Here is a 19,887-nt window from a genome sequence, read left to right as displayed (position 1 = left end):
ACCTGCCGTTAATGTCGGCGGTGATTCCCCGACGTACCTGCTTTCCCGGATTTCAGTTAAGGAAAGGCTTTCATGGAGCATACCTATCGTCTTGTGATTTCCTGCCCCGACCGGGTGGGAATTGTCGCCAAGGTGAGTAATTTTCTGTCGACATACAATGGCTGGATTACCGAGGCGAGTCACCATTCCGACACGCAAACCGGCTGGTTTTTCATGCGGCACGAGATCAAGGCCACCTCGATACCGTTTGGTCTTGACCAGTTCCGGGCGGCGTTCGAGCCGATTGCCCGCGAATTCAACATGAACTGGCACATCGCCGATTCGGCCCAGCCGAAGAAAGTGATCCTGATGTGCAGCAAGGAATCCCACTGTGTGGCGGATCTTTTGCACCGCTGGCACAGCAAGGAGATCAACGCCGAGATAGTGGCGGTCATCTCCAACCATGACGACCTGCGCCGGATGGTGGAGTGGCACGAGATTCCGTATCACCACGTACCGGTCAGCAAGGAAAACAAGGCAGATGCCTTCGCCCATATTGATGAGCTGTTCCAGAAATACGAAGCCGATGTGGTGGTGCTTGCCCGATACATGCAGATCCTTCCCGGCGAGCTCTGTGAGAAATACTCCGGCAAGGTGATCAACATCCATCACAGCTTCCTGCCGTCCTTCGCCGGTGCTCGCCCTTATCATCAGGCCTACAGCCGCGGTGTTAAGCTGATTGGTGCCACCTGCCACTACGTGACCGAGGACCTTGACGAGGGCCCGATCATCGAGCAGGACGTTATCCGGATCACCCACAGTGACTCCATCGAGGATATGGTCCGCCTCGGTAAGGATGTCGAGAAGAACGTGCTGGCCAGGGGCCTGCGTTCTCACATCGAGGATCGGGTGATCACCTACGAAAACAAGACAGTGGTGTTTGATTAAGGCTGCCTCACAGTTGCCCCGGAGAGGGTGCGACTGTGGTAGACTTGGCGGCTTGTTGAAGAATAACTATGGGGCCCGGAAACGGCCCTGACACGACTTCCAGATAACGCAAAGGAACCTTTCTCGATGGGTGAGTTAGCCAAAGAGATCCTGCCGGTCAATATTGAAGACGAGTTGAAACAGTCCTACCTCGATTACGCCATGAGCGTGATCGTCGGGCGGGCGCTTCCGGATGTGAGGGATGGCCTCAAGCCGGTTCACCGTCGTGTCCTGTTCGCCATGTCCGAACTGAACAACGACTGGAACAAAGCCTACAAGAAGTCCGCCCGTGTGGTGGGTGATGTTATCGGTAAATACCACCCCCACGGTGACTCTGCGGTATACGACACCATCGTTCGTATGGCCCAGCCATTCTCCCTGCGGTATCCGTTGGTGGATGGCCAGGGTAATTTCGGTTCCATCGACGGCGATAACGCGGCCGCCATGCGTTACACCGAGATCCGCATGGAGAAGATTGCCCACTCCTTGCTTGCGGATCTGGATAAGGAAACCGTCGATTTCGTTGATAACTACGACGGCACCGAGCGGATTCCCGAGGTTCTGCCTACCCGGGTTCCCAACCTGCTGGTGAACGGTTCCTCCGGTATCGCCGTTGGTATGGCCACCAATATTCCGCCGCACAATCTCACGGAAGTCGTGAATGGCTGTCTGGCGCTGATTGATAACCCGGATCTGACCATCGATGAACTGATGGAATACATCCCGGGCCCGGATTTCCCGACCCAGGGCATTATCAATGGTCGTGCCGGCATTGTTGAGGCCTACCGTACGGGCCGTGGCCGTATTTACATCCGCGCCCGTCACGAGATCGAGCACGACAACAAGACCAACCGCGATGCCATCATCATCACCGAGCTGCCGTATCAGCTGAACAAGGCCCGCCTGATCGAGAAGATCGCCGAGCTGGTGAAAGAGAAGCGTCTTGAAGGTATCTCCGAGCTGCGGGATGAGTCGAACAAGGAAGGTATCCGGGTGGTGATCGAGCTGCGTCGGGGTGAGAACCCGGATGTTGTGGTCAACAACCTGTTTGCCCAGACCCAGCTTGAGACCGTGTTCGGCATCAACATGGTTGGCCTGATCAACGGTGAGCCGAAGACCCTGAACCTGAAGCAGTTGCTGGATGCGTTCGTTCGTCACCGTCGTGAAGTGGTGACCCGCCGGACCATTTACGAACTGCGCAAGGCCCGTGAGCGCGGCCATATTCTGGAAGGCCTGACCGTTGCCCTGGCCAACATCGACGAGATTATCGAGCTGATCAAGGCCTCGCCGTCTGCCGCCGAAGCCAAGGAAAAGCTGGTTGCCAAGGGCTGGTCCCCGGGCGATGTGATGGCCATGTTGGAGCGTGCCGGCCAGGACGCCTGCCGTCCGGATGACCTGCCGGAAATCTACGGTCTGCGTGAAGGTCTGTACCATCTGTCTCCGGAACAGGCCCAGGCGATTCTGGATCTGCGTCTGCACCGTCTGACCGGCCTCGAGACCGAGAAGCTGCAGAACGAGTACAAGGAAATTCTTGAGAAGATCGCGGATCTGCTCGATATTCTGGGCGACCCCGAGCGCCTGCTCCAGGTCATCCGGGAAGAGCTGGAAGCGATCGTCAGCGAATTTGGTGACGAGCGTCGTACCGAAATCACCAGCTCCCGTCGCGACCTGACCATCGCCGACCTGATTGATGAAGAAGATCTTGTGGTGACCATTTCCCACAGCGGTTACGCCAAGACCCAGGCCGTTGAAGACTATCAGGCCCAGCGCCGTGGCGGTCGCGGCAAGGCAGCCACCTCCATGAAGGACGAAGATTTCGTCGAGAAGCTGCTGGTGGCCAACTCCCACGATACGATTCTGTGTTTCTCCAACCGTGGCAAGGTTTACTGGCTGCGGGTGTTCGAGATTCCACGCGCCAGCCGGGCATCTCGCGGTCGGCCCATGGTGAATATCCTGCCGCTGGAGGAAGGTGAGCGTATCACCACATTCCTGCCGGTTCGTGATTATCCGGAAGACCAGTTCGTCCTGATGGCCACCTCTGCCGGTGTGGTCAAGAAGACGCCGCTGCCGAACTTCTCGCGTCCGCGCAGTACCGGTCTGATTGCCCTGTCCCTGGACGAAGGCGATACCCTGATCGGCGCGGCCATTACCAAAGGTGATGCCGAGGTCATGCTGTTCTCGACTGCCGGCAAGGCGGTGCGCTTTAACGAGGAAGCCGTTCGCCCGATGAGCCGGACCGCCCGTGGTGTTCGCGGTATCAAGATGCCGGAAGGTCACCATGTGGTGTCGCTGATTATTCCGCAGGAAGGTGGGGTTATCCTGACCGCCTCGGAAAACGGCTACGGCAAGCGGACCGCCATTGACGAGTTCCCGACCTACAGCCGGGGCAGCCAGGGCGTTATTGCGATGCAGTGCTCCGAGCGTAACGGTAACCTGGTAACGGCCCTGCAGCTGTTTGAAGGCGACGAGATGATGCTCATCTCTGACAAGGGCACTCTGGTTCGTACCCGGACAGATGAAGTGTCGGTTCTGAGCCGGAATACTCAGGGCGTACGCCTGATCAAGCTGAGCCAGGAAGACGAGCGCCTGGTGGGCGTTGAGCGGATCGCGGAAACCGACGACGAAGAGCTCGACAGCGAAGGCAATCCGATTGTTGCCGACGAGAGCCCGCAAGAAGGTGACGAAGGCGAGAGTGCCGGCGAAGAATAAGCCGGCACTTGCCACAGACAGATTCAGTAAGACTTGAGAGAAAGCAGCAACATGAGCAGGGCGTATAACTTTTGTGCAGGTCCGGCCACCTTGCCGGAAAGCGTGCTTCGTCAGGCGCGGGATGAAATGCTCGACTGGCGTGGTACCGGCATGTCGGTGATGGAAATGAGCCATCGCAGCGACGAGTTTGTCCAGATTGCCGAGACTGCTGAACAAGATCTGCGTGAACTGGCCGGCGTGTCCGACGACTACGCCGTTCTGTTCATGCAGGGCGGAGCGTCCAGCCAGTTTTCCACCATTCCCCTGAATCTGCTGGGCGAAAAAGGCTCCGCTGACTACGTGAACACCGGCATCTGGTCCAAAAAGGCCATTGCCGAGGCCAGTCGCTATGGCAAAGTGAACGTAGTGGCGAGTTCGGAAGACAGTGGCTTTACCACGATTCCGGACCAGACATCCTGGCAGAGCAGTGCTGACGCGGCGTACCTGCACTACACGCCGAATGAAACCATTGGCGGTCTGGAATTCGATTTTGTTCCGGACAGCCCGGCGGTTCCGTTGGTGGCGGACATGTCTTCCACGATGCTTTCGCGGCCGGTGGATGTGTCGAAATTCGGTCTGATCTATGCCGGCGCCCAGAAGAATATCGGTCCCTCGGGTCTGGTGGTGGTAATTATTCGCAAGGATCTCCTGGGCAGGGCCCGCAAGGAGACACCGACCATGATGAACTACCAGGTGATCGCGGATAACGGTTCCATGTACAACACCCCGGCCACTTACTCATGGTACCTGGCCGGCCTGGTGTTCAAGTGGCTGAAAGAGCAGGGCGGTGTGAAGGCGATGGGTGAGATCAACCTGCGCAAAGCCCGAAAGCTCTATGACTTTATCGATACCAATGAGTTTTACGCCAACCCGATTGACCCGCGCTTCCGGTCCTGGATGAACGTTCCATTCACCCTGGCTGATGACGCCCTGAATGGTGAGTTCCTCAAGGGAGCGAATGCCCGTGGCCTGTTGAACCTGGCCGGACATCGCTCGGTTGGCGGTATGCGTGCGAGCATCTATAACGCGATGCCCGAAGCCGGTGTCGATGCGCTGATTAACTACATGACCGAATTTGCGAAGGAGCGTGGCTGATCATGAGTGACGAGCAGGTTCGGCTCGGAGAGCTGCGGGACGAGATCGATCAGATTGATCAGAAGATCATGGAGCTTATCAGTGCCAGGGCCGCCTGTGCCCAGGAAGTAGCCCATGTGAAGATGACCGCCAATCCGGGACAGGACGTCTTTTTCTACCGACCGGAGCGGGAAGCCCAGGTACTTCGGCGCATCAAGGAGCAGAATCCGGGGCCGCTTTCCGGTGAGGAAATGGCGCGTCTGTTCCGGGAAATCATGTCCGCCTGTCTGGCGCTTGAAAAGCCCATGCACATTGCCTTCCTGGGGCCCATTGGCACCTTTACCCAGGCGGCAGCGCTCAAGCATTTCGGTCACTCGGTGGTCAGCGTGCCACTGCCGGCTATCGACGCGGTGTTCCGGGAGGTTGAATCGGGAGCTGCGCATTACGGTGTGGTACCGGTCGAAAACTCCACCGAGGGAATGATCAACCATACCCTGGATATGTTCATGTCCTCGCCGCTCAAGATCTGCGGTGAGGTTCAACTGCGGATCCACCATCATCTACTGGTGTCTCCGAAGCACGGCGACCAGGAAATCACCCGGATTTATTCCCATCAACAGTCCTTTGCCCAGTGCCGGCAGTGGCTGGATACCCATCGCTACGGTATTGAGCGGGTTACCGTTTCCAGTAATGCGGAAGCCGCCCGGCGTGCCGCCGAGGAGCCGGGAACAGCAGCCATTGCCGGAGATATGGCGGCCGAGCTCTATGGTCTGCAAAAGCTGGCAAACAGCATCGAGGATCGACCGGACAATACCACCCGATTCCTGATTATTGGGCGTGAGGAGGTGCCGGCCAGCGGTCACGACAAGTCGTCCATTCTGGTGTCCATGCGCAACAAGCCGGGGGCGCTGTATCAACTCCTTGAACCGTTCCATCGCCACGGCCTCAGCCTCACCAGGATCGAAACGCGGCCGTCGCCGAGCGGTACCTGGGCCTATGTGTTCTATATCGATTTCGAGGGACACATGGAAGACGAGCAGGTCCGGAAGGTGCTGGCTGAAGTGGATGAAGAGGCGGTTGAGCTCAAGCGTCTGGGCTCCTACCCGATTGGCGTGCTTTGAGTAGTTGCAACAGCCTTTTTGAGCAAAGAATGTCGAGGACAATGTATGGCGATTGATTACCAGAGTCTGGCGGTTCGCGGCGTGCAGGCGCTCTCACCCTACCAGCCTGGCAAGCCGATCGAAGAGCTGGCAAGGGAACTGGGTCTCAACCCGGCGGAAATCATCAAGCTTGCCAGCAATGAGAACCCGCTCGGGCCCAGCGAGAAAGCCCTTGAGGCGGCGCGGCAGGCGTTGTCGGAACTTTGTCTGTACCCCGACGGTAACGGATTCAACCTGAAACAGGCGTTGTCGAAGCGTCTCAACGTTGGAATGGATCAGATTACCCTTGGCAACGGCTCGAACGACGTTCTCGAAGTGATCACCCGCTGTTTCGCGGATGCTGATTCCGAAGTTGTTTTCTCCCAGTACGCATTCGCCGTTTATCCTCTGGTGACCCAGGCTATCGGCGCCAAGGGCGTTTCTGTGCCTGCCCGGGAATGGGGGCACGACCTGGATGCGATGGCCGAGGCGGTCACCGATCGTACTCGCCTCGTGTTTGTCGCTAACCCAAATAACCCCACGGGTACGGTTCACACAGCGGAAGCCATCGAGTCGTTCCTGAAAAAGATTCCCGAGAACGTGCTTGTGGTTCTGGATGAGGCCTACTGCGAATACCTGACGGGTGATCAATACCCGGATGGCGTCGAACTGTTGGACCGCTTCCCGAATCTCATCGTTTGCCGCACGTTTTCCAAGGCCTGGGGGTTGGCCGCACTCAGGGTGGGGTACAGCATCTCTTCACCGGCCATTGCCGACATTCTCAATCGGGTGCGCCAGCCGTTTAACGTGGATACCATTGCCCTGTCCGCAGCCACGGCTGTGCTTGAAGACGAGGAATATCTCCAGCGTTCCCGCGATGTGAATACAGCCGGTCTGCGTCAGTTGCAGGACGCATTCGACCGGATGGGACTCAGCTACATACCGTCGGCCGGGAATTTCGTGGCCGTGGAAGTGGGAGAGCAAGCCATGGGCGTGTACCAGTCGCTGCTGGCTCATGGTGTGATTGTCAGGCCCATCGCTGGCTATGGCATGCCCCGGCATCTGCGGGTGTCTGTCGGCCTTCCGGAAGAGAACGAGCGCTTTATCGAGGCGCTGGCCCAGGCCCTGACCGCATCGGGGCTAAGCGACTGATATGGTGTCTTCCGAGCCTTTGTTCAAGCGGGTCGCGGTGATTGGTCTGGGGCTGATTGGTGGCTCCCTGGCCAGTGCTATCCGTCGCAACGGGCTGGCCGACACGGTCGTTGGCGCGGACCAGCGTCATGAGGAACTGCAGCTTGGCAAAGAGCTGGGCGTGATCGATCAGGCGGCCACGGCGGTGTCTGATGCCGTGCGGGGTGCCGATCTGGTTGTGCTGGCTGTACCAGTCAGGGCAACCCGGGCGGTTCTTGAGCAGATTCGTCCCGCATTGGAACCGGAAGCCATACTGACCGACGTGGGTAGCACGAAGTCCAGCTTCGTGAATGATGTTGAGGCTGTGTTCGGCAGTCTTACGCCCCGGGTCATTCCCGGCCATCCGATTGCTGGCTCCGAGAAAAGTGGCATTCGGGCGGCGAACCCCGAGTTGTTTGCCAACCACAAGGTGATTCTTACGCCGCCTGAAGAGGTCAGTCAGCCGCATCTTGCCCGGCTCAGGGCCTTATGGGAGGGCTGCGGGGCCACGGTGCTGACCATGTCGGTGGCGTATCACGACGAGGTGCTGGCAGCCACCAGCCACCTGCCGCACCTTATCGCTTTCTCCCTGGTGGATACCCTGGCGGGAGAAGACGAAAATATGGATATCTTCCGGTACGCCGCTGGAGGCTTCAGGGACTTTACCCGGATTGCCGCCAGTGATCCGGTGATGTGGCACGATATCTTTCTGTCGAACCGCGATGCGGTTCTTCGCGTGATTGACCACTTTACCCACGACCTCGAACAACTGCGCACTGCCATTGCCAATCAGGACAGCGCCACGTTGTTGCGGGTTTTCAGTCGCGCCAAGGCGGCGCGTGAACATTTTTCGAAGATGCTCTCAGGACAGGCTTACGTGACAAACAACAGTGAAAAGCAGGTGACGTTCCGTCTTCAGCCCGGTGGCGCGATTACCGGTGATATCCGCGTTCCGGGCGACAAGTCGATGTCGCACCGTTCGATCATGCTGGGCGCCCTCGCGGATGGCGTAACCGAAGTGAAAGGATTTCTGGAAGGCGAGGACAGCCTGGCCACGCTTCAGGCGTTCCGTGACATGGGCGTGACCATCGAAGGCCCGGACGACGGTTTCGTGCGGATTCACGGCGTTGGCATGCACGGCCTCCAGGCCCCAAGGGGCCCGCTGTATCTGGGTAACTCGGGAACCGCCATGCGACTGTTTGCGGGGTTGCTGGCAGCCCAGCCCTTTGATTCCGAGTTGACCGGGGATGCGAGCCTCTCTGGTCGCCCGATGGGGCGGGTTGCCGATCCGCTCAGGGCCATGGGTGCGGTGATCGATACTGCAGAGGGTGGTCGCCCGCCGCTGAAAATCCGTGGCGGTCAGACGTTGCAGGGAATCCACTACGAAATGCCAGTAGCCAGTGCCCAGGTGAAGTCATGCCTCCTGCTGGCCGGTCTTTATGCCGAGGGCAGTACATCGGTCACCGAGCCTGCTCCCACGCGCGATCACACCGAGCGCATGCTGGCGGGCTTTGGCTACCACGTTCACCGGGACGGTGCGACGGCCAGCGTCAGTGGTGGCGGTAAACTGACGGCAACCAACATTGATGTGCCTGCCGATATTTCTTCATCGGCGTTTTTCCTGGTAGCGGCGAGCATCGCTCCGGGCTCCGATCTGGTCCTGCGGCATGTTGGCATGAATCCGACCCGGGTCGGTGTGATCAACATCCTGAATCAGATGGGTGCCAACATCGAGATTCTGGACGAGCGCGAAATCGGTGGCGAGCCGGTTGCTGACCTGCGGGTCCGCTCAGCGGAGCTGCAGGGAATCGATATTCCGGAAGATCAGGTGCCCCTGGCCATTGACGAATTCCCGGTGCTGTTCATTGCCGCCACCTGCGCCAAAGGGCGCACGGTTCTGCGGGGCGCGGAGGAGCTTCGGGTCAAGGAAAGCGACCGCATTCAGGTAATGGCCGATGGCCTGGCTGCCCTGGGTGTGGAAACCACCGTAACCCCGGATGGCATCATCATTGATGGCGGGCAGACCATCGGTGGCGGTACCGTGAACAGCCACGGAGACCACCGTATTGCCATGTCTTTCGCAGTGGCATCGCTGCGCGCCGCGGGAGAGATCACAGTCACTGATTGTGCGAATGTGGCTACCTCTTTCCCGGGATTTGTGGAACTTGCGCAGGGAACGGGGATCAATATCTCAGCCGAGGGGGCTGAATAATGGTTGAAAGCAGTGCGCCGGTGATCACTGTTGATGGTCCTGGAGGTTCGGGTAAAGGCACGATCACCCAGATGCTGGCCCGAAAGCTTGGCTGGCACTTGCTTGACAGTGGTGCCTTGTACCGGCTGACGGCCCTGGCGGCGGTACGTCAGGGTGTGTCTCTGGATGACGAGGCTGGCCTGGTAGAGGTCGCCGCTGGACTCGATGTGTCGTTTGAGCCCACGCCTGCAGGCGAGCCGGTCAAGGTTATTCTGGCAGGGCAGGATGTGACCGCAGATATACGTACAGAATCGGCTGGCGATAATGCCTCGAAGGTGGCCGTGATTCAGTCGGTCCGGGACGCTCTTTTGCAGCGCCAGCGCGACTTCCGGCAGACGCCGGGCCTGGTGGCCGATGGTCGCGACATGGGGACGGTGGTGTTTCCGGATGCCCCGGTAAAAATCTTCCTGACGGCAAGCGCCGAGGAGAGGGCCCAGCGGCGCTATAGCCAGTTGAAGGACGCGGGTGTCGATGTTAATATTGACGCCCTTTTAGAGGAGATACGGGTTCGTGATGAACGGGATATGAACCGTTCCGCAGCCCCTCTCAAGCCCGCAGATGATGCGCAAGTCATTGATTCTACGGGGTTGAGTATAGAAGAGGTGTTGGACAGGTGTATGGCCGCAGCTGGTCAGGCCTGACTACACCTTTTTGTCGTTGAAATGCCGGATGTAGCGCTATCTGCCAGCCACAGGCTTAGTCCGGAACTTGTTAACAGACCGTGTTGCTGGTGGCACGGAGTACACTTGCGTTGATCATATAGGACTCATAATGAGCGAGAGCTTTGCGGATCTTTTTGAAGAAAGCCTGAAAGAAATTGACATGCAGCCAGGTTCCATCGTCCAGGGAACCGTTGTAGACGTCGATAACGACTGGGTCACCGTTAACGCCGGACTGAAGTCTGAAGGCGTTATCCCCGCCTCCCAGTTCCTTAACGAAAAAGGCGAGTTGGAAATTGCTATCGGCGACGTTGTCGATGTAGCTCTCGACGCTGTGGAAGACGGCTTCGGTGAGACCCGTCTGTCCCGTGAAAAGGCCAAGCGTGCAGAAGCCTGGAAGGTACTCGAAAAGTCCTTCGAAGCTGAGGAAGTGGTTAAAGGTATTATCAACGGTAAGGTCAAGGGTGGTTTCACCGTCGATCTGGCCGGTATTCGTGCCTTCCTGCCTGGCTCGCTGGTAGACGTTCGTCCGGTTCGCGATACCGCGCACCTGGAGAACAAAGAACTCGAATTCAAGGTTATCAAGCTCGACCAGAAGCGTAACAACGTGGTTGTTTCCCGCCGCGCCGTTCTGGAAGCTGAGAACAGTGCCGAGCGTGAAGCTTTGCTGGAAACCCTGACCGAGGGTATGGAAATCAAGGGTATCGTCAAGAACCTGACCGACTACGGCGCGTTCGTAGACCTGGGTGGTGTTGACGGCCTGCTGCACATTACCGATATGGCCTGGAAGCGCATCAAGCATCCGAGCGAAATCGTGAATGTTGGCGACGAGATCAGCGTCAAGGTCCTGAAGTTCGACCGTGAGCGTAACCGTGTTTCCCTCGGCCTCAAGCAGCTGGGCGAAGATCCCTGGGTTGATATCAAGGGTCGTTACCCGGAAGGTTCCAAGGTCAAGGCACGCGTTACCAACCTGACCGACTACGGCTGCTTTGCTGAGCTGGAAGAGGGTGTTGAAGGTCTGGTTCACGTTTCCGAAATGGATTGGACCAACAAGAACATCCATCCGTCCAAGGTTGTCCAGGTGGGCGACGAAGTGGACGTGATGATTCTGGACATCGACGAAGAGCGTCGTCGTATCTCCCTGGGTATCAAGCAGTGTGTATCCAACCCGTGGGAAGATTTCTCCAGCAACTTCAACAAGGGCGATCGCATCTCCGGTAAGATCAAGTCAATCACTGACTTCGGTATCTTTATCGGTCTGGATGGCGGCATCGACGGTCTGGTTCATCTGTCTGATATCAGCTGGAACGAGACTGGCGAAGAAGCGGTTCGTGAATACAAGAAGGGTGACGAAGTTGAAACCGTTATCCTGTCTGTTGATCCGGAGCGTGAGCGTATTTCCCTGGGTATCAAGCAGCTCGAGAGCGATCCGTTCGCCGAGTTCGTACAGCTGAACGACAAGGGCTCCATTGTTAAGGGCACCGTGTCTGCTGTAGATGCCAAGGCGGCTACCATCGCCCTGAACGACGAAGTTGAAGCGGTACTGAAAGCCTCTGAAATCAGCCGTGACCGTGTTGAAGATGCACGCAATGCGCTGAAGGAAGGCGAAGAAGTTGAAGCGAAGATCATCAGCATCGATCGCAAAAACCGCATCATCAACCTGTCTGTGAAGTCCAAAGACGTTGAGGACGACAAGCAGGCTCTGGAAAACGTGCGGACCAAGACTGCCGAAACTTCTTCTGGTGCGACCACCATCGGTGATCTCATCAAGGAGCAGATGCAGCAGCAAAACGCCAACAAGGACTAATCGTCCGGTTGGTATGAAAAAAACGGGCTCTAAGAGCCCGTTTTTTTTGTGTTTTTTTCTGGTTTGGCTAAACTAGGTAGTCATGGGAATCCGGTAACCGACGGCCGAATAAAAACGAAAGAGGGAAACGCCTCATGACGAAGTCCGAACTGGTCGAGCTGATTGCTTCGAAGCAGACACAGCTCTCCGTTAAAGATGTCGAACTGGCTGTAAAAACCATCATTGAGCACATGTCCCAGTCGCTTGCCGATGGTCAGAGAATAGAAATCCGGGGATTTGGCAGTTTTTCCCTTCACCACCGGGCCGCGCGTACCGGGCGCAATCCGAAAACCGGTGAGGCTGTCCAGCTGCCAGCCAAGTACGTACCGCACTTCAAACCCGGTAAGGAATTGAGAGAGCAGGTCAACGACAGCTTGAAGAAAGGCTTTTAAAAGCTGCTCAGGGAACGCGTATAATTTGGGCCCTCAGGCCCCTTGGGAGTGCTATCGCTATGGCAGGATTGCAGAAGATCCTCATTATTCTGTTGGTTTTGGTCCTGGTTCTGCTGGCACTGGTATTCTCGCTCAACAATCAAATGGCAGTCTCCCTCAACTTCCTGCTGTTTGAGACCCAACCCCATGGCGTTGCCGTCTGGATTATCATGGCATTTGTTGTCGGTGCCCTCGTAGGCGTGCTGATGACCATGCTGGCCACCGTTCGAACCTCGGTGTCCCGGCGAACCCTTCAGAAACGACTTGATCGCGCCGAGCAGGCATTGGAGAAATCCAGGGCCCAGAACGACCGGACTCTTTAATGGATATCGTACTTCAGTGGCTGCTGCTCACTGTTGCAGTCGCCGTTGGCTGGCTAGTGGGCCGGCTGGGAAGCAATGACAACCGATCCGGCAAAACGATTTCCGACGAGGAATCGGTTAAGGACCGTCTCCAGTTTCTGTTCACCAACTATTCCGACCAGGCCGTTGAAAACTTCGTTCAGTCCCTTGCGGTAAACAAGGACACCGTCAGTCTGCACCTGTCTATCGGAAGCCATTTCCGTAACAAGGGCGAAACGGACCGGGCGATCTTGATTCACCAGAATCTTTTGGCCAGGCCCGAACTACCTCCGCGTTTCTCGCCACAGGTCACCCTTGAGCTCGCCCGGGATTACCTGAATGCCGGTCTGCTTGACCGTGCTGAGGCACTGCTGCATCAATTGATGGGTGACAAGGAGTATGGGCGGCATTCCTCGCAACAGCTTATTGATCTCTACCAGCAGGAGAAGGAGTGGGCTAAAGCAGCCGAGGTCGCGCGAGCGCTTACCCGGGGCGATGCCGACCCGGCCATGTTCAAGGTGCTGGCCTATTTAACCTGTGAGCTGTCCGAAGAGTCCCTGAAGCAGGACGACCGGTGGGCTGCGCAGAAGCTGGCCAGGGAAGCGCTCGATTACGATCGCTCCTGTGTTCGGGCCAACCTTATTCTGATGAAGCTTCTGGTTCGTCAGGGCAGTTACCGAGAGGCCAGCAACCAGTGCCTCAAAGTGTTCGAGCAGAACGCCGAGTTCGGGCCGGAAGCCATCGACCGCTTGATGAAGCTTGAGCACGAGCATGGTGATATCGGGCGGCTGGCGAAAAAACTGCGCAAGCTTTACGAAAGCTATCCGAGCACCAGCCTCCTTCTGGCCCTTGTCGAGTCCGTCGAACGTGCCTCGGGGCGTCCTGCAGCTATCGATTTGCTCAGGCAGGAACTGGAAACACGGCCGAGTGTGCGTGGCCTGCTCAGACTGGTGGAAATGGCCGGCTACGAAAAGGGCATGACCACCGATGAGGGCAGGCTGGTGAGCCGCATCGGTCACCTGATACTTGCCAACCGACCTGTCTATCGCTGTGTCAGTTGTGGTTTCTCAGGTCGTCAACTGCACTGGCTGTGCCCCAGCTGCAAGCAGTGGGAAACCGTCCGCCCGATCCAGGGTGTTGAAGCCGAATAAACCTTTACTGAATCTCTGCAGGAAAAGTGAACGTGCAAACCGCTAACGATCCAAAGATCATCGTCGCCCTCGATTTTCCGTCCCAGAATCCGGCCCTTGAGCTGGTCGACAAACTGGACCCCGCCAAATGTCGACTGAAAGTGGGCAAAGAGCTGTTCACCCGTTCAGGCCCGCAACTGGTCGAGGGTCTGCAGAAGCGAGGATTCGACGTATTCCTGGACCTGAAATTCCACGATATTCCCAACACCACGTCAGCTGCCGTCGCGGCTGCGGCCGACCTGGGTGTCTGGATGGTGAACGTTCATGCGTCCGGCGGCGAAAAAATGATGACCGCCTGTCGGGAACGCCTTGAAGCCTTCGGTACTGGTCGCCCGCTGTTGATTGCTGTGACCGTCCTCACCAGTATGAACGCCGACGACCTGGCAGGCATCGGCATCACCGATTCCCCGGAAGCCCAGGTGTCCCGCCTGGCAACCCTCACCAAAAACTGCGGTCTCGACGGCGTCGTCTGTTCCGCACAAGAAGCACCCAAGCTCAAAGCCGAGCAGGGCGCTGACTTCAAATTGATCACACCTGGTATCCGTCCCCTGACGGCCGATAAAGGCGACCAACAGCGCATCATGACCCCCACGGATGCCCTCAAAGCCGGTTCCGACTACCTGGTAATCGGTCGTCCCATTACCCAGGCAAATGACCCGCTGGCTGCCTTGGAGGCTATTCATTCAGAGGTGATCGAGCTCTGACTCGTTCTATTTTTTGAATCCTGCCCCAGCCTTCGAAATTGGGGGGCTGGTGCTGTGGGTGCGCCCTCCCAAAAACCGCTACGAGCACGTCCATGTGCGCTTGGCTGTGGCCATCCATGGCCACAGACATTTTTGGGAGGGCACCCCCACAGCACCGTTCCGGTCGTCGCAGTTATAGTCCGCCTTTTGCACCGCACTCTATTAGGCAGAGTTCCTTGAGTCGTATTGTGTCGTTAGCTGCAGATTTTCTTTTTACTCGGTATATCTGTTTAGTCTGAACGGGCCGGCCAGCAGGTCTTTCCAAAACTGTAGAGGGCCAGGGATGGCCCGATTCAAGCGCACACGGACGTGCTTGTAGCGTGTTTTGGAAAGACCTGCTGGCTGGCCCGCCCCCAAAACACGAAGGCTAGGGCAGGACTTGCTATCAACAATCGAAGTCAAAACCGAAAAGTGGGGCAATAAAAAACCCGCTAACTCAAAGAATTAGCGGGTTTTCAGAATAGTGGCTCCCCGAGCTGGGCTCGAACCAGCGACAAACGGATTAACAGTCCGTTGCTCTACCAACTGAGCTATCGGGGAACGTCGTCGTGTGACGAGGCGCGTATATTAAGTTGGCTATACCGCCCCGTCAACCCCTGGCCAGAACTTTTTAGCCGAGCGCTTTCTGCAGGCGCTCAATGGCCTTTTCCAGATTGTCCATGCTGGTGGCGAAGCTCAGTCGCATGTGGCCCGGGCAGCCGAAGGCTGAGCCAGGAACCAGTGCCACGCCGGCGTCGGTCAGCAGTTTCTCGGCAAACTCAACGTCGGTGCTGACGCTGGAGTCGGCATCGATGGCGCCCTGGAAGCTGGGGAACACATAGAAGGTTCCGTCGCCATTCAGGCACTCAACGCCCGGGAGCTTGTTCAGGGCCTCTACCAGCCAGTCGTGGCGTTCCTTGAATGCCTTGACCATCTCGCCCACGCAGGCCTGATCACCGTCCAGCGCAGCCTGTGCCGCTGCCTGGGAGATGGAGGCGGGGTTGGAGGTGCTCTGTGACTGGATCTTCTTCATGGCGCCGATGATTTTCGCCGGGCCAGCGGCGTAGCCGATACGCCATCCCGTCATGGAGTAGGCTTTGGAAACGCCGTTCAGCACGAACGTGCGGTCATACAGCTCAGGCGTGGCGTTCAGGATGTTGCAGAACGGCTTGCCGGTCCAGAGGATCGGCTCGTACATGTCGTCCGTGGCGATCATGATGTTCGGGTGTTTCTTCAGCACCTCGCCGATGGCCTGCAGCTCTTCCAGGGTGTATGCCATGCCGCTCGGGTTGGAGGGGCTGTTGATCACGAACAGGCGGGTACGCTCGGTGATGGCGTTTTCCAGCTGTTCCGGAGTGATCTTGAAGCGTGTCTCGGCGCCGGTTTCGATGATGACCGGTTTGCCCTCGGCAACCAGTACCATGTCCGGGTAGGAAACCCAGTAGGGGGCCGGGATGATGGCTTCGTCACCGGGGTTCAATGTGGCAAGTGCGAGGTTGAAAAAGCTCTGTTTGCCACCACTGCTTACCAGTATCTGGTTGGCTTCGTAATCCAGGCCGTTGTCCCGTTTGAACTTCGCAATAATCGCTTTTTTCAGGGCGGGCGTACCATCCACGGCGGTGTACTTGGTCTGGCCGTTGTTGATGGCTTCAATGGCTGCCTGTTTGATGTGATCAGGTGTGTCGAAGTCCGGCTCGCCGGCACCCAGGCCGATAATGTCCTGGCCTGCTGCGCGGAGTTCCGCGGCCTTGTTGGTGACTGCGAGGGTGGGAGAGGGCTTGATAGCCTGTACTCGGCTGGAAAGTTGAAGGTCCAAACTTGCGCTCCTTAAAGCTGCGTCTGATAGGGCTGCGACCGCCGGGTGCCAGAGCTGCTGGCTGATTTCTGCCCAGCCGTCGATCGCACTGATGGTATCATGAAGCCAGTGTATCGCTAAATTTCTCTAATGGTAGGGACCATAACGCCCCTGCCTCGGTTTTACCGGAGGTTTTCGCCAGTTATGGCCAGTAATCAGGCAAACGTTTCCGCCAGGGAAGGTGTGTTCAAAGTAGATTCACCGTTCCAGCCAGCCGGCGATCAACCCAAGGCGATCGAGGGGCTGGTGGATGGCATTCACTCCGGTCTCGCACACCAGACCCTGCTGGGGGTAACCGGCTCCGGTAAAACGTTCACTATCGCCAATGTGGTTCAGGAGGTTCAACGGCCAACGATCATCATGGCCCACAACAAGACGCTGGCAGCCCAACTTTACGGTGAGTTCAAGGAATTCTTTCCGGACAACGCCGTGGAGTATTTCGTCTCCTACTACGACTACTACCAGCCCGAGGCCTACGTGCCCTCGTCGGACACGTTTATCGAAAAAGACGCGTCCATCAACGAGCACATCGAACAGATGCGTCTGTCTGCCACCAAGGCGTTGTTGGAAAGACCGGACGCCATCATCGTGGCAACGGTTTCTTCCATCTACGGTCTGGGTGACCCCCAATCCTACCTGAAGATGATGCTGCATCTGGATCGGGGCGATCAGATTGACCAGCGGTTTATTTTGCGGCGCCTGGCCGAGCTTCAGTACACACGGAATGACGTTGAGTTCCACCGGGCCAATTACCGTGTTCGAGGCGATGTGATCGATGTGTTTCCGGCGGAATCCGAGAAAGAGGCGATCCGCATAGAGCTGTTCGATGATGAGGTGGAGAATCTCAGCTATTTCGACCCTCTGACTGGCGAGGTTCTTCGCCGTGTGCCCCGGGTAACTATCTATCCGAAATCGCATTATGTGACGCCCCGACAGACGGTGTTGGATGCGGTTGAGCATATCAAGGTGGAGCTGGATGAGCGGCTGCAGCAGTTGCGGGACAACAACCGCCTGGTGGAAGCCCAGCGACTGGAAGAAAGAACCCGGTACGATATCGAAATGATGCTGGAATTGGGCTACTGCAACGGCATCGAGAACTACTCGCGCTATCTATCCGGTCGCCGGCCCGGTGAGGCACCGCCGACACTGTTTGATTACCTGCCGCCCAACGCTTTGCTGGTGGTGGACGAGTCCCACGTAACCATTCCCCAGATCGGCGCCATGTACAAAGGTGACCGTTCCCGCAAGGAAACGCTGGTGGAGTATGGATTCCGCCTGCCATCGGCGCTGGATAACCGGCCCATGAAATTTGAAGAGTGGGAGCGGATTGCGCCGCAGATGATTTTCGTATCGGCTACGCCGGCGAACTACGAGGCCGAGCACGCCGGGCAGGTAGTGGAGCAGGTGGTTCGACCCACCGGCCTGCTAGATCCGGAAATCGAGGTGCGCCCGGCCTCTACCCAGGTGGACGACCTGCTTTCCGAGATTAATGCCCGGGTGAAAGTTAAGGAACGGGTTCTGGTGACAACGCTGACCAAGCGCATGGCGGAGGATCTGACCGACTTCCTGATGGAGCAGGATATCAAGGTTCGCTACCTGCATTCGGACATCGATACCGTGGAAAGGGTGGAAATCATCCGGGATTTGCGGCGAGGTGAATTCGATGTGCTGGTTGGGATCAACCTGTTGCGGGAAGGTCTGGACATGCCCGAGGTGTCTTTGGTGGCCATCCTCGACGCTGACAAGGAAGGGTTCCTGCGGTCGGAACGTTCATTGATACAGACCATTGGCCGTGCCGCGCGGAATGTTCACGGTAAAGCCATTCTCTACGGCGACCGAATCACGGGTTCCATGCAAAGAGCCATTGATGAAACCGAGCGCCGGCGGGCGAAACAGCAGGCCCACAATGACGAATTCGGCATCACGCCCCAGGGCCTGAACAAGAAGATTGCGGACATCATGGAAGGTGCAGGTGGCGGTGGTCGAGGCCGTCGCAAGGCCGAGCGCCCGGGACAGAAAGCGGCGGAAGAGGCAGAGCAATACAGGGCGAAAACCGGAAACCGGTCGCCGGAGGAAGTTCTCAAAGAAGTATCGCGGCTGGAGGACGAAATGTACAAAGCCGCGTCCGAGCTGGATTTCGAGACGGCGGCCCGTCTTCGGGACGAGATTGCCGAGCTGAAGGAGGCGGCCCTTCGGACCGCATGATCAGGCCGGCCGCTTTGGCCCCACGATGACTGCGGCCTGCAAGGGCTGGTTCCTGCCATAGCGGGAGATCTGGCTGAACACCCTTCGGTCGACCGGCAGGTATTGTTTGTCGACCACTGTTTCGCCCGCCTCGGCGTCGATTTCCGGATCGTGCAGGTACACAAACTGGTCATCAATCGCGCACACCGTCACCCAGTGGGGAACGCGGCTGCGGTTCAACTGCCAGGTGCTGATCAGGATGACCGGAACTCGCCCTTCGTGGAGGGCTTCCTCCATGGCTTCGAGGGTCAGGGGATCATGGTGCAGCTGGATGTCGGTCTGGCCGATGTCATGAAGAAACCCCTCATGGACCAGTTCCAGAACGCGTTTCTTGTCCTCGCTTCTGACGGTGTCCTTGAACAGCGCACCTTCCATACTGATCCACGCGCTGGCTTCAAAGCCCCGGTTCCAGGCAGCCAGTGCCAATCCATGAGGGCCGCAGCCACCATGGCCGGCCAGCATGAATATGGTGGTCGCCTCCCGCCAGAGTCTGAGCTCCTCCAGGGTTGTGAGCGGTTGCTGCTCATCCAGGGCGGCCATGGCCATGATCAGTGCGGCGGGGCCACAGGAAAAATCCGTGGTCTGTGGGTAGTAGGGGACAGCCGGAAATTCCCTTGAAGGCTCATAGAACAGAATCCGGCGCTCAAAGCGCAGGGCGTCGCCATGGTCCTCATAGTAATCCCGATAGGTGCCAAACTGGCGGTAGCCCAGCCGATTGTAGAGAGCGATCGCGCCCTTGTTATCTTCACGGACTTCCAGGCGCATGATGATACGGCCAGCGTCCACCGCTTCGGATTCCGCCTCACGCACCAGTTTCTCACCCACACCCCGGCCCCGAACAGTCGGTGACACCGCGATGGAATAGATCCGCGCCAGCCGGGTAGCAGCGCTCATCAGAACCAGGCAATAGCCCACCAGTTCGCCATCGGCTTCGGCGATTATCAAGCGGTCCCTCGGCATCTCCAGGAAACGGCGAAAGCTGCGCCTGGAAAGTCGGTCCTCTGTGAAACACCGGTTTTCAAGCTCAACCAGGGCGTTGAGATCCTTGCTGGTGGCTTGTCGTAGCTGGAAATCAGGCATTGAGATGCGGCCTTGAGAAGAGCTTGGAGGGCATGCTGGTGGGCTTCCCGTATTCGGCTATTATGGGTGAGAGCAAGGGTAACGCAAAGACTGTAAGGATGCGTAAAAGCACGCATTATTCGTCGATTGTGCACCGATCATCACCGGCGTATCGTTGCGTCAAATATCACA

15 protein-coding genes and 1 tRNA gene are annotated in these 19,887 nt (G+C 57.6%); 13 read left to right on the top strand and 3 right to left on the bottom strand.

The genetic code is table 11. The annotated features are described in order from the left end of the window. Positions 1-72: 72 nt before the first annotated feature. The 12 genes from purU to pyrF all read left to right on the top strand — a co-directional run bounded on the left by purU (position 73) and on the right by pyrF (position 14,519). Entirely contained in the window at positions 73-927 is an 855-nt protein-coding gene (gene purU, locus ABNF92_RS02585) for a formyltetrahydrofolate deformylase (protein ID WP_349343354.1), read from the top strand. A gap of 126 nt (positions 928-1,053) precedes the next feature. Next, a complete protein-coding gene (gyrA, locus tag ABNF92_RS02580; RefSeq protein WP_069184604.1) occupies positions 1,054-3,675 on the top strand; it encodes a DNA gyrase subunit A in 2,622 nt (873 codons plus the stop codon). A 51-nt stretch (positions 3,676-3,726) separates the two neighbouring features. Next, entirely contained in the window at positions 3,727-4,809 is a 1,083-nt protein-coding gene (gene serC / locus ABNF92_RS02575) for a 3-phosphoserine/phosphohydroxythreonine transaminase (RefSeq protein ID WP_291907771.1), read from the top strand. A 2-nt stretch (positions 4,810-4,811) separates the two neighbouring features. After that, entirely contained in the window at positions 4,812-5,909 is a 1,098-nt protein-coding gene (gene pheA / locus ABNF92_RS02570) for a prephenate dehydratase (RefSeq protein WP_069184606.1), read from the top strand. 45 nt (positions 5,910-5,954) lie between these two features. Then, positions 5,955-7,079, top strand: coding sequence for a histidinol-phosphate transaminase (hisC, locus tag ABNF92_RS02565; protein ID WP_349343353.1), 1,125 nt, complete (start codon positions 5,955-5,957; stop codon positions 7,077-7,079). 1 nt (position 7,080) lies between these two features. Further along, positions 7,081-9,309: a bifunctional prephenate dehydrogenase/3-phosphoshikimate 1-carboxyvinyltransferase gene (locus ABNF92_RS02560; RefSeq protein WP_349343352.1), complete on the top strand. Its 2,229-nt coding sequence runs from the start codon at positions 7,081-7,083 to the stop codon at positions 9,307-9,309. Continuing rightward, the gene (cmk, locus tag ABNF92_RS02555) at positions 9,309-9,989 is read left to right on the top strand and encodes a (d)CMP kinase (protein ID WP_349343351.1); all 681 of its coding nucleotides are present in this window, start codon (positions 9,309-9,311) and stop codon (positions 9,987-9,989) included. Before ABNF92_RS02560 ends, cmk begins: the two co-directional genes overlap by 1 nt. Before the next feature lie 130 nt (positions 9,990-10,119). Next, positions 10,120-11,814: a 30S ribosomal protein S1 gene (gene rpsA / locus ABNF92_RS02550; protein ID WP_014576794.1), complete on the top strand. Its 1,695-nt coding sequence runs from the start codon at positions 10,120-10,122 to the stop codon at positions 11,812-11,814. Between the two features lie 134 nt (positions 11,815-11,948). Beyond that, complete coding sequence (locus tag ABNF92_RS02545) at positions 11,949-12,245, top strand: integration host factor subunit beta (protein ID WP_008172061.1); 297 nt, start codon at positions 11,949-11,951, stop codon at positions 12,243-12,245. A 59-nt stretch (positions 12,246-12,304) separates the two neighbouring features. Further along, the gene (locus ABNF92_RS02540; protein ID WP_064230620.1) at positions 12,305-12,607 is read left to right on the top strand and encodes a LapA family protein; all 303 of its coding nucleotides are present in this window, start codon (positions 12,305-12,307) and stop codon (positions 12,605-12,607) included. Then, positions 12,607-13,776, top strand: a complete 1,170-nt coding sequence (gene lapB, locus ABNF92_RS02535; protein ID WP_136629687.1) for a lipopolysaccharide assembly protein LapB — start codon at positions 12,607-12,609, stop codon at positions 13,774-13,776. Before ABNF92_RS02540 ends, lapB begins: the two co-directional genes overlap by 1 nt. Before the next feature lie 32 nt (positions 13,777-13,808). Then, positions 13,809-14,519 (top strand): orotidine-5'-phosphate decarboxylase, encoded by a 711-nt coding sequence (pyrF, locus tag ABNF92_RS02530; protein ID WP_349343350.1) that lies wholly within the window; start codon positions 13,809-13,811, stop codon positions 14,517-14,519. 503 nt (positions 14,520-15,022) lie between these two features. On the opposite strand, the gene ABNF92_RS02525 is transcribed toward pyrF, so the two are convergent. After that, positions 15,023-15,098, bottom strand: a tRNA-Asn gene (locus ABNF92_RS02525). 70 nt (positions 15,099-15,168) lie between these two features. Further along, entirely contained in the window at positions 15,169-16,353 is a 1,185-nt protein-coding gene (locus tag ABNF92_RS02520) for a pyridoxal phosphate-dependent aminotransferase (protein ID WP_136629374.1), read from the bottom strand. A gap of 183 nt (positions 16,354-16,536) precedes the next feature. Between ABNF92_RS02520 and uvrB the strand changes: the two genes are divergently transcribed. Beyond that, on the top strand, positions 16,537-18,597 hold the full coding sequence (uvrB, locus tag ABNF92_RS02515; RefSeq protein ID WP_349343349.1) for an excinuclease ABC subunit UvrB: 2,061 nt from the start codon (positions 16,537-16,539) through the stop codon (positions 18,595-18,597). On the opposite strand, the gene rimI is transcribed toward uvrB, so the two are convergent. Beyond that, on the bottom strand, positions 18,598-19,716 hold the full coding sequence (gene rimI, locus ABNF92_RS02510) for a ribosomal protein S18-alanine N-acetyltransferase (protein ID WP_069184614.1): 1,119 nt from the start codon (positions 19,714-19,716) through the stop codon (positions 18,598-18,600). Positions 19,717-19,887: the final 171 nt, after the last annotated feature.

Source organism: Marinobacter sp. MMG032 (assembly GCF_040112695.1).
Lineage (GTDB): Bacteria > Pseudomonadota > Gammaproteobacteria > Pseudomonadales > Oleiphilaceae > Marinobacter > Marinobacter salsuginis.
This window is presented reverse-complemented; position numbering and strand designations above follow the sequence as displayed.

Excerpts from the sequence above, each read along its gene's own strand:
- ABNF92_RS02540 (WP_064230620.1), top strand. The coding sequence starts at position 12,305 with ATGGCAGGATTGCAGAAGATCCTCATTATTCTGTTGGTTTTGGTCCTG.
- uvrB (WP_349343349.1), top strand. The coding sequence starts at position 16,537 with ATGGCCAGTAATCAGGCAAACGTTTCCGCCAGGGAAGGTGTGTTCAAA.
- rpsA (WP_014576794.1), top strand. The coding sequence starts at position 10,120 with ATGAGCGAGAGCTTTGCGGATCTTTTTGAAGAAAGCCTGAAAGAAATT.
- serC (WP_291907771.1), top strand. The coding sequence starts at position 3,727 with ATGAGCAGGGCGTATAACTTTTGTGCAGGTCCGGCCACCTTGCCGGAA.
- gyrA (WP_069184604.1), top strand. The coding sequence starts at position 1,054 with ATGGGTGAGTTAGCCAAAGAGATCCTGCCGGTCAATATTGAAGACGAG.
- cmk (WP_349343351.1), top strand. The coding sequence starts at position 9,309 with ATGGTTGAAAGCAGTGCGCCGGTGATCACTGTTGATGGTCCTGGAGGT.
- pheA (WP_069184606.1), top strand. The coding sequence starts at position 4,812 with ATGAGTGACGAGCAGGTTCGGCTCGGAGAGCTGCGGGACGAGATCGAT.
- hisC (WP_349343353.1), top strand. The coding sequence starts at position 5,955 with ATGGCGATTGATTACCAGAGTCTGGCGGTTCGCGGCGTGCAGGCGCTC.
- purU (WP_349343354.1), top strand. The coding sequence starts at position 73 with ATGGAGCATACCTATCGTCTTGTGATTTCCTGCCCCGACCGGGTGGGA.
- rimI (WP_069184614.1), bottom strand. The coding sequence starts at position 19,716 with ATGCCTGATTTCCAGCTACGACAAGCCACCAGCAAGGATCTCAACGCC.
- ABNF92_RS02545 (WP_008172061.1), top strand. The coding sequence starts at position 11,949 with ATGACGAAGTCCGAACTGGTCGAGCTGATTGCTTCGAAGCAGACACAG.
- ABNF92_RS02560 (WP_349343352.1), top strand. The coding sequence starts at position 7,081 with ATGGTGTCTTCCGAGCCTTTGTTCAAGCGGGTCGCGGTGATTGGTCTG.
- lapB (WP_136629687.1), top strand. The coding sequence starts at position 12,607 with ATGGATATCGTACTTCAGTGGCTGCTGCTCACTGTTGCAGTCGCCGTT.